9 protein-coding genes and 1 pseudogene are annotated in these 9792 nt (G+C 69.3%); 8 read left to right on the plus strand and 2 right to left on the minus strand.

What is annotated here, in order from left to right; genetic code table 11:
* The 7 genes from rpoC to VMD50_RS18230 all read left to right on the plus strand — a co-directional run.
* Positions 1-2784: DNA-directed RNA polymerase subunit beta' (gene rpoC / locus VMD50_RS18200; RefSeq protein ID WP_325429291.1), on the plus strand; the 2784-nt coding region annotated here is incomplete at its 5' end.
* 134 nt (positions 2785-2918) lie between these two features.
* Positions 2919-3674: a deoxyribonuclease IV gene (locus tag VMD50_RS18205; RefSeq protein WP_325429292.1), complete on the plus strand. Its 756-nt coding sequence runs from the start codon at positions 2919-2921 to the stop codon at positions 3672-3674.
* A 10-nt stretch (positions 3675-3684) separates the two neighbouring features.
* Positions 3685-4521, plus strand: a complete 837-nt coding sequence (locus VMD50_RS18210; protein WP_325429293.1) for an extracellular catalytic domain type 1 short-chain-length polyhydroxyalkanoate depolymerase — start codon at positions 3685-3687, stop codon at positions 4519-4521.
* Between the two features lie 47 nt (positions 4522-4568).
* On the plus strand, positions 4569-6197 hold the full coding sequence (locus tag VMD50_RS18215; protein ID WP_325429295.1) for an acyl-CoA dehydrogenase family protein: 1629 nt from the start codon (positions 4569-4571) through the stop codon (positions 6195-6197).
* Between the two features lie 8 nt (positions 6198-6205).
* Positions 6206-7144: a crotonase/enoyl-CoA hydratase family protein gene (locus VMD50_RS18220; protein WP_325429297.1), complete on the plus strand. Its 939-nt coding sequence runs from the start codon at positions 6206-6208 to the stop codon at positions 7142-7144.
* A 3-nt stretch (positions 7145-7147) separates the two neighbouring features.
* Complete coding sequence (locus VMD50_RS18225) at positions 7148-7867, plus strand: PaaX family transcriptional regulator C-terminal domain-containing protein (protein ID WP_325429299.1); 720 nt, start codon at positions 7148-7150, stop codon at positions 7865-7867.
* Positions 7864-8631, plus strand: coding sequence for a crotonase/enoyl-CoA hydratase family protein (locus VMD50_RS18230; RefSeq protein ID WP_325429301.1), 768 nt, complete (start codon positions 7864-7866; stop codon positions 8629-8631). Before VMD50_RS18225 ends, VMD50_RS18230 begins: the two co-directional genes overlap by 4 nt.
* 33 nt (positions 8632-8664) lie before the next feature.
* Here the strand turns inward: VMD50_RS18230 and VMD50_RS18235 are convergent, their stop codons facing one another.
* Positions 8665-9147 (minus strand): DUF3060 domain-containing protein, encoded by a 483-nt coding sequence (locus tag VMD50_RS18235; protein WP_325429303.1) that lies wholly within the window; start codon positions 9145-9147, stop codon positions 8665-8667.
* Positions 9148-9175: 28 nt separating this feature from the next.
* Positions 9176-9547, minus strand: a complete 372-nt coding sequence (locus VMD50_RS18240) for a DUF3060 domain-containing protein (protein ID WP_325429305.1) — start codon at positions 9545-9547, stop codon at positions 9176-9178.
* Between the two features lie 152 nt (positions 9548-9699).
* Here VMD50_RS18240 and VMD50_RS18245 point away from each other — a divergent pair.
* Positions 9700-9792, plus strand: a pseudogene (locus VMD50_RS18245) (TetR/AcrR family transcriptional regulator); the annotation flags it as partial.

Below are 9792 nucleotides of genomic sequence, written 5' to 3' on the forward strand. Positions count from 1 at the left end.
CCGGTCACCGGGCCGGGCAACCGTCCGCTGAAGTCGCTGTCGGATCTGCTCAAGGGCAAGCAGGGCCGGTTCCGTCAGAACCTGCTCGGTAAGCGCGTCGACTACTCGGGCCGTTCGGTCATCGTGGTCGGCCCACAGCTCAAGCTGCACCAGTGCGGGCTGCCCAAGCTGATGGCGCTGGAGCTGTTCAAGCCGTTCGTGATGAAGCGGCTCGTCGACCTCAACCACGCGCAGAACATCAAGAGCGCCAAGCGGATGGTCGAGCGTCAGCGTCCCCAGGTGTGGGACGTGCTCGAGGAGGTCATCGCCGAGCACCCGGTGCTGCTGAACCGCGCGCCCACCCTGCACCGGTTGGGAATCCAGGCCTTCGAGCCGATGCTGGTGGAAGGCAAGGCGATTCAGCTGCACCCGTTGGTGTGTGAGGCCTTCAACGCCGACTTCGACGGCGACCAGATGGCCGTGCACCTGCCTTTGAGCGCGGAGGCGCAGGCCGAGGCCCGCATCCTGATGCTGTCGAGTAACAACATCCTGTCGCCGGCGTCCGGCCGCCCGCTGGCCATGCCGCGACTGGACATGGTGACGGGGCTGTACTACCTGACCACCGAGGTCGATGGCGACAAGGGCGAATACTCGCCGGCCGCCAAGGACCAGCCGGAGGTCGGCGTGTACTCCTCGCCCGCCGAGGCGATCATGGCGTCCGACCGCGGTGTGCTGTCGGTGCGCGCCAAGATCAAGGTGCGGCTGACCCAGCTGCGTCCGCCGGCCGAGATCGAGGCCGAGCTGTTCGGTGCCAACGGCTGGCAGCCGGGGGATGCCTGGATGGCCGACACCACGCTGGGCCGGGTGCTGTTCAACGAGCTGTTGCCGTTGGGCTACCCGTTCGTGAACAAGCAGATGCACAAGAAGGTGCAGGCCGCCATCATCAACGACCTGGCCGAGCGCTACCCGATGATCGTGGTCGCGCAGACCGTTGACAAGCTGAAGGACGCCGGCTTCTACTGGGCGACCCGCAGCGGTGTGACGGTCTCGATGGCCGACGTGTTGGTCCCGCCGCGCAAGAAGGAGATCCTCGACCACTACGAGGAGCGGGCCGACAAGGTCGAAAAGCAATTCCAGCGTGGTGCTTTGAACCACGACGAGCGCAACGAGGCGCTGGTCGAGATCTGGAAGGAAGCCACCGACGAGGTGGGTCAGGCGCTGCGGGAGCACTACCCGGCCGACAACCCGATCATCACGATCGTCGACTCGGGCGCCACGGGTAACTTCACCCAGACCCGGACGCTGGCCGGCATGAAGGGTCTGGTGACCAACCCGAAGGGTGAGTTCATCCCGCGTCCGGTCAAGTCGTCGTTCCGCGAGGGCCTGACCGTGCTGGAGTACTTCATCAACACCCACGGCGCCCGAAAGGGCCTGGCGGACACCGCGTTGCGCACCGCCGACTCCGGGTACCTGACCCGCCGTCTGGTGGACGTGAGCCAGGACGTCATCGTCCGCGAGCACGACTGCCAGACCGAGCGCGGCATCGTCGTCGAGCTGGCCGAGCGCCAGCCGGACGGCACGCTGATCCGCGACCCGTACATCGAGACCTCGGCGTACGCGCGGACTTTGGGCACCGACGCGGTCGACGAGGCCGGCAACGTCGTCGTCGCGCGCGGCGAGGACCTGGGCGACCCGGAGATCGACGCCCTGCTGGCGGCGGGCATCACGCAGGTCAAGGTGCGGTCGGTGCTGACGTGCACCACCGGCACCGGGGTCTGCACGACCTGCTACGGGCGGTCGATGGCCACCGGCAAGCTGGTCGACATCGGCGAGGCCGTCGGCATCGTGGCGGCCCAGTCCATCGGCGAGCCGGGCACGCAGCTGACCATGCGGACCTTCCACCAGGGTGGCGTCGGTGAGGACATCACCGGCGGTCTGCCCCGTGTGCAGGAGCTGTTCGAAGCCCGGGTTCCGCGCGGCAAGGCGCCGATCGCCGACGTCACCGGGCGGGTCCGCCTCGAGGACGGTGAGCGCTTCTACAAGATCACCATCGTCCCCGACGACGGCGGCGAGGAGGTCGTCTACGACAAGCTCTCCAAGCGGCAGCGGCTGCGGGTGTTCAAGCACGAGGACGGCTCCGAGCGGGTGCTGTCCGACGGCGACCACGTCGAGGTGGGCCAGCAGCTGATGGAGGGCTCGGCCGACCCGCACGAGGTGCTGCGCGTGCAGGGCCCGCGCGAGGTGCAGATCCACCTGGTCCGCGAGGTCCAGGAGGTCTACCGCGCGCAGGGTGTGTCGATCCACGACAAGCACATCGAGGTGATCGTTCGCCAGATGCTGCGCCGGGTCACCATCATCGACTCGGGCTCGACGGAGTTCCTGCCCGGCTCGCTGATCGACCGCGCGGAGTTCGAGGCGGAGAACCGCCGGGTGGTGGCCGAGGGCGGCGAGCCCGCCGCCGGGCGTCCGGTGCTGATGGGCATCACGAAGGCGAGCCTCGCCACCGACTCATGGCTGTCGGCGGCGTCGTTCCAGGAGACCACGCGAGTGCTGACCGACGCGGCGATCAACTGCCGCAGCGACAAGCTCAACGGTCTGAAGGAGAACGTGATCATCGGAAAGCTGATCCCGGCAGGTACCGGCATCAACCGGTACCGCAACATCCAGGTGCAGCCCACCGAGGAGGCCCGCGCCGCGGCGTACACGATCCCGTCCTACGAGGATCACTACTACAGCCCGGACTTCGGTCAGGCCACCGGGGCCGCGGTCCCGCTGGACGACTACGGATACAGCGACTACCGCTAGTCGAGTCACGAAAAAGCCCCGGGTTCGCCCCGGGGCTTTTTCTTTGCGCCGATCGTCACGCCAGCGTGGCTGTCACAGCCGATCGTCACGCTGGCGTGGCAGTCGGCGTCAGACGCCCGATTAGACTCGATCCCGTGCTCATCGGTTCGCACGTCCACAGCGACGATCCCCTGGCCGCCGCGCAGGCGGACGGCGCCGACGCGGTGCAGTTCTTCCTGGGCAACCCGCAGAGCTGGAAGAAGCCCAAGCCCCGCGACGACGCCGAGGCGCTGAAGGCGTCCACGATCCCGCTGTATGTCCACGCGCCGTACCTCATCAACGTGGCATCGGCCAACAACCGCATCCGCATCCCGTCGCGCAAGATCCTGCAGGACACCTGCGACGCGGCGTCGGAAATCGGCGCGACGGCGGTGATCGTGCACGGCGGCCACGCCGACGACAACGACATGGAGGCCGGCTTCGAGCGGTGGGTCAAGGCGCTGGACTACCTCGAAACCGACGTGGCGGTGTACCTGGAGAACACCGCGGGCGGCGACCACGCGATGGCCCGCCATTTCGACACCATCGGCAGGCTGTGGGATCGCATCGGCGACAAGGGCATTGGCTTCTGCCTGGACACCTGCCACGCGTGGGCAGCGGGCGAGGAGCTGGTCGGCGCCGTCGACCGGATCAAGGCGCTGACCGGCCGCATCGACCTGGTGCACTGCAACGACTCGCGCGACGCGGCGGGCTCGGGCGCCGACCGGCACGCCAACTTCGGCACCGGCCAGATCGATCCCGAGCTGCTCGCCGCGGTCGTCAACGCCGCCGCCGCGCCCGTCATCTGCGAAACCGCCGACGAGGGCCGCAAGGACGACATCGCGTTCCTGCGGGAAAAGACCGGCGGCTGACTCGCGGCCCATGGTCGGTCGGCTCGCGACGCTTTTCGGAGTAATTCTGCTGGCCACGGGTTGCGCGCCGTGGGCCGAGCCGCCGTCGGGCTTCGTCAACGGGACCAGCCTGCACCACCTCAGTGTCGGCGGACGCGATCGCACCTATCGGCTGTACAAGCCCGCGGCGGCGCCCGCGCCGGCCCCGCTGGTGGTCGTGCTGCACGGCTATTCCGGCAGCGCCAGGCAAGCCGAAAGGGATTACCACTGGGACGGTTTGGCCGATTCGGGCAAGTTCATCGTCGCGTATCCCGATGGCCTCGGCCGGGCCTGGAACGTCGACGGGGAAACCTGCTGCGGCCGGCCGGGACGAGAGGGCGTCGATGACGTCGATTTCATCAGCGCAGCGGTGGCCGACGTCGCCAAGAACCTCGGCATCGACGCCGCCAAGGTGTATGCCGCCGGCATGAGCAACGGCGCCATCATGTCTTTCACGCTGGCCTGCGCCACCGGCATTTTCGCGGCGATCGGCCCGGTTGCCGGGACGCAGCTGAACGCGTGCCGCGCCCCGCACCCGACGTCGGTCATCCACATTCACGGCACCACCGATCGACTCGTCCCGTACAACGGCGGGCAGGGCTTCAGCGTCATCAACGGCCCGTCGGTGCCGGAGGTTAATGCGTTCTGGCGCAACGTCGATCGATGCGGCGCCCCGGCGGCCACCACCAGCGGCCCGGTGACCACGTCGACGGCCGGATGCGCCGAGGGCCGCAGCGTCGTGCTCGTCACCGTCGACGGGGCCGGGCACGAGTGGCCGCCCTTCGCGACCCAGACGCTGTGGCAATTCTTCGCGGCCCACCCCCGCTGATCATTACACCTCTTGTGCGGCCGTCGTAAGAATGTAACATCGGTGCCATGCCAGACACCCATGTCGTCACCAACCAGGTTCCGACCCTGGAGAACCACAACCCCGCGACGTCCGCCGTGCTCGTCGAGGCCCTGATCCGCGAGGGCGGGCAGTGGGGCGCAGAAGAGGTGAACGAGCTTGGGGCGCTTGCGGGCACGCGCGAAGCTCAGCGTTGGGGCGAGCTTGCCGACCGCAACCGGCCCGTGCTGCACACCCACGACCGATACGGGCACCGCATCGACGAGGTGGAGTACGACCCGGCCTACCACGAGCTGATGCGCGCGGCGATCGCTCACGGCATCCACGCCGCACCGTGGGCCGACGAGCGGCCGGGTGCGCACGTGGTACGTGCGGCCAAGATGTCGGTCTGGAACGTCGAGGCCGGACACACCTGCCCGATCTCGATGACGTACGCCGTCGTCCCGGCGCTGCGCAACAACCGCGAACTCTCCGCGGTTTACGAGCCGCTGCTGACCAGTCGCGAGTACGACCCCGAGCTGAAGCCGGCCACCGCCAAGGCCGGCATCACCGCCGGGATGTCGATGACCGAGAAGCAGGGCGGCTCCGACGTGCGCGCCGGCACCACCCAGGCGACCCCGAACGGGGACGGCACCTACAGCCTGACCGGTCACAAATGGTTCACCTCGGCGCCGATGTGCGACATCTTCCTGGTGCTGGCGCAGGCACCGGGCGGGCTGTCGTGCTTCCTGCTGCCGCGGGTGCTGCCGGACGGCACCCGCAACCGGATGTTCCTGCAGCGGCTCAAGGACAAGCTCGGCAACCACGCCAACGCCTCCAGCGAGGTCGAGTACGACGGCGCCGTCGCGTGGCTGGTGGGCGAGGAGGGCCGCGGCGTCCCGACGATCATCGAGATGGTCAACCTCACCCGGCTGGACTGCACGCTGGGCAGCGCGACCAGCATGCGCACCGGCCTGACCCGCGCCATCCACCACGCCCAGCACCGAAAGGCGTTCGGCGCCTACCTGATCGACCAGCCGCTGATGCGCAACGTGCTGGCGGACCTGGCCGTGGAGGCCGAGGCCGCCACGATTGTCGCGATGCGAATGGCCGGCGCCACCGACAAGGCGGTGCGCGGGGACCGAACGGAGGCGCTGCTGCGGCGCATCGGCCTGGCGGCCAGCAAGTACTGGGTCTGCAAGCGCGCCACCCCGCACGCCGCCGAAGCGTTGGAATGCCTGGGCGGCAACGGATATGTCGAGGATTCCGGGATGCCGCGGCTGTTCCGTGAGGCGCCGCTGATGGGCATCTGGGAGGGCTCGGGGAACGTCGGCGCGCTGGATACGTTGCGCGCCATGGCGACCCGCCCCGAATGCGTCGAGGTGTTGTTCGCCGAATTGGCCGACGGCGCCGGTCAGGACCCGCGGCTGGGCGGCCACGTCGAGCGGCTGCGGCGGGACCTGGGCGACCTGGACTCCATCGCCTACCGGGCCCGCAAGGTCGCCGAGGACATCTGCCTGGCGCTGCAGGGCTCGCTGCTGGTGCGCCACGGGCACCCCGCCGTCGCCGAGGCATTCCTGGCCACCCGGCTCGAGGGCCGGTGGGGCGGGGCGTTCGGCACGATGCCCACCGGGCTGGACCTTGCGCCCATCCTGGAGCGCGCGCTGGTAAAGGGCTGAGCCGCAACATGACTCATGCCATCAGGCCGGTCGACTTCGACAACCTGAAAACGATGACCTACGAGGTCACCGACCGGGTTGCGCGCATCACCTTCAACCGGCCGGAGAAGGGCAACGCGATCGTCGCGGACACGCCGCTGGAGCTCTCGGCGTTGGTCGAGCGCGCCGACCTCGACCCCGGTGTGCACGTCATCCTGGTCTCGGGTCGCGGTGAGGGTTTCTGCGCGGGCTTCGACCTGAGCGCCTACGCCGATCGCACCGGCTCGGCCGGGGGAACGGGCGTTTATCGGGGCACGGTGCTCGACGGCAGGACCCAGGCGGTCAACCACGTGCCGAACCAGCCGTGGGACCCGATGATCGACTACCAGATGATGAGCCGCTTCGTGCGCGGGTTCTCCAGCCTGATGCACGCCGACAAGCCGACCGTGGTCAAGATCCACGGCTACTGCGTGGCCGGCGGCACCGACATCGCGCTGCACGCCGACCAGGTGATCGCCGCCGCCGACGCCAAGATCGGCTACCCGCCCACGCGGGTGTGGGGCGTCCCGGCGGCCGGCCTGTGGGCGCACCGGCTGGGTGATCAGCGCGCCAAACGCCTGCTGCTCACCGGCGATTGCATCACCGGCGCGCGGGCCGCCGAGTGGGGCCTTGCCGTCGAGGCGCCGGACCCCGAGGACCTCGACGAACGAACCGAGCGGCTCGTGGAGCGGATCGCGGCGGTGCCGGTCAACCAGCTGATCATGGTGAAGCTCGCGCTGAATTCGGCCCTCCTGCAACAGGGTGTGGCCACCAGCAGAATGGTCAGCACGGTGTTCGACGGCGTCGCCCGGCACACGCCCGAGGGACACGCCTTCGTGGCCGACGCGGTCGAGCACGGCTTCCGGGAGGCGGTGCGCCACCGCGACGAGCCGTTCGGCGACCACGGCCGCAAAGCGTCAGGGGTATAAGCCATGCCAGACATGACGGCCCGGTCGGTGGTGCTCAGCGTGCTGCTCGGCGCTCACCCGGCGTGCGCCACCGCCGCCGAATTGATCAGGCTAACGGCGGATTTCGGCATCAAGGAGACCGCGCTGCGGGTGGCGCTGACGCGCATGGTCGGTGCGGGTGACCTGATCCGGTCCGCCGACGGCTACCGGCTCTCGGATCGATTGCTGGCCCGCCAGCGCCGGCAGGACGATGCCATGCACCCCCGAACCCGGCCGTGGCGCGGGGACTGGGTCGTGCTGATCGTGACCAGCGTGGGCGGCGACGCCCGCACCCGGGCTACACTGCGAACCGCCATGCACGACAAGCGGTTTGGCGAATTGCGCGAGGGCGTGTGGATGCGACCCGACAACCTCGAGCTGGATCTCGATCCCGATGTCGCGGGCCGGGTGCGGACGCTCAAGGCGCGCGACGAGGCCCCCGCCGAGCTGGCCCGCGAGCTTTGGGACCTGCCGGCGTGGGCCGAGGCCGGCCACCGGCTGCTCGGCGGGATGGCCGCCGCGCCCGACATTCCGGGCCGGTTCGTGGCGGCAGCAGACATCGTGCGCCACCTGCTCACCGATCCTATGTTGCCCGGCGAACTGCTACCCGCCGATTGGCCCGGCGACCGGCTGCGCGACGCTTATCACGGCTTCGCCACCGAGCTGGCGCAGCGACGTGACCCGACCCTGTTGGAGGTGACATGAGCGATCCGGTGCGGGTGGAGCGCAACGGCCCGGTGACCACGGTGATCCTCGACCGGCCGGGGGCGCGGAACGCCGTCAACGGCCCGGCGGCGGCCGCGCTCTACGCGGCGTTCGAGGAATTCGACCGCGACGACACCGCGTCGGTGGCCGTGCTGTGGGGGGACAATGGAACCTTCTGTGCCGGTGCCGATTTGAAGGCCTTCGGCGCGCCCGACGCCAACGCCGTGCACCGCACGGGTCCCGGCCCGATGGGACCAACGCGGATGGTGCTGTCCAAACCCGTGATCGCCGCCGTCAGCGGCTACGCCGTCGCCGGGGGCCTGGAGTTGGCCCTCTGGTGTGATCTGCGGGTAGCCGAGGAGGACGCCGTGTTCGGGGTGTTCTGCCGGCGGTGGGGCGTGCCGCTCATCGACGGCGGCACCGTGCGGCTGCCCCGGCTGATCGGGCAGAGCCGGGCGATGGACATGATCCTCACCGGCCGCGGCGTGGCGGCCGGCGAAGCGCTGGCGATGGGGCTGGCCAACCGCGTCGTGCCGAAAGGTCAAGCCAGGCAAGCCGCCGAGGAGCTGGCGGCCGGGCTCGCGGCGCTGCCGCAGCAGTGCATGCGATCGGATCGGCTGTCGGCGCTGCACCAGTGGGGGAGGCCCGAACCCGAGGCCATCGACTTCGAATTCGCCAGCATCGCAAGGGTTGCCGCGGAGGCCGCGGAAGGGGCCGGGCGGTTCGCCGCGGGCGCCGGCCGCCACGGCGCGCCGGCGAATTAGCCGGGCGCCCGTCGCTGCGGAATACCCTGTCGCTCAGCCCTTGCTGATCGTGTTGCTGGAGCCGAGGTTGTCGACCTTGGGGTCACCGTCTTTATAGGTGATGGTGTTGCTCAGCCCCACCACGGTGATGCGCGTGTTGACCTTGTCGAGCGTGACCTTGTTGCTCGCACCGCCGATGGTCACCGTCTCGCAGGTACCGGTGATGGTCAGCGTGTTATTGGAGCCGCCCACGTCCAGCGACTTACCGCTGGCGCAATCAAGGGTGGCCGTGGTCCCCATCGACCCGTAGTGCAGCGTGTTGCCGATCTCGATCGACGCCGTGGTGCTCGCCCCGCTCGTGCTCGTCGGGGCCGCCGCGGCGCTCGTCGTCGCGCTGCTGCTCTTCGTCGTCGTCGCGGTGGAGCCCCCGGGCGGGTTGGCGGTGGAGCTGCAGCCCGCCAGCACCAACGCCGCGGTTGCCGGCGCCAAGGCGAGCGCGGCCAGCCGGGACGGGCGGTCGGTGATGTGGTCGCGCATTGATCCTCGATTCCCCTCGATCCGTGCCTCAGCCCGGCACCTGCTGGAGCCGGTTTGTCATGCCCAGTTCGCGGCCGCGGTCCCAGAGGATCGGCGCGCCGCCGTGATAGAACACCGTCTGGTCGTAGCCGTACACGGTGATGTCGTGCGTGACGGAGTCGGCGATGACGGTGTTGCCCGATCCCATGACCGTCACCGCATAGCAGTTGCCCTTCGCGTTGACGACGTTCGCGGTGCCGTTGACGATCAGGGTGGCGTCGTTGCAGTCCAGCGTCTGATCGAGGCCCTGCCCGATGACGTGGGTGTCGCCGTTCTTGGCGTGCGCAACCGGCATGGGGCCGGCGAAGCCGGCGACGAGGGCGCAGGTGACCAGCGGCCCCGCGGCGGTTGTCCAGTTCACTGCGAGCCCCCTTTCGGCGTTCGAATCAGCCTGGAAAGAGATTACGTGCATTCGCCCAGTCGGTGGCAGGGGTTACCGGCTCACCAGTTTCACGGCCGTCGTCAACTAGAGTCATTAGTCGATCAACCCGCATCACTCGAAGGGCGACCGCCATGGCAGCTCCAGAACCGCCGTCGGCGGCGGGGCGTCAGCGCGCCGGGAAGTCGGCCTCCCGCCCGGCCAAGCTGAGCCGGGACGGCATCGTC

Origin of the sequence: Mycobacterium sp., from assembly GCF_035506235.1 — a bacterium.
In the GTDB taxonomy this organism is placed as follows: Bacteria; Actinomycetota; Actinomycetes; order Mycobacteriales; family Mycobacteriaceae; genus Mycobacterium.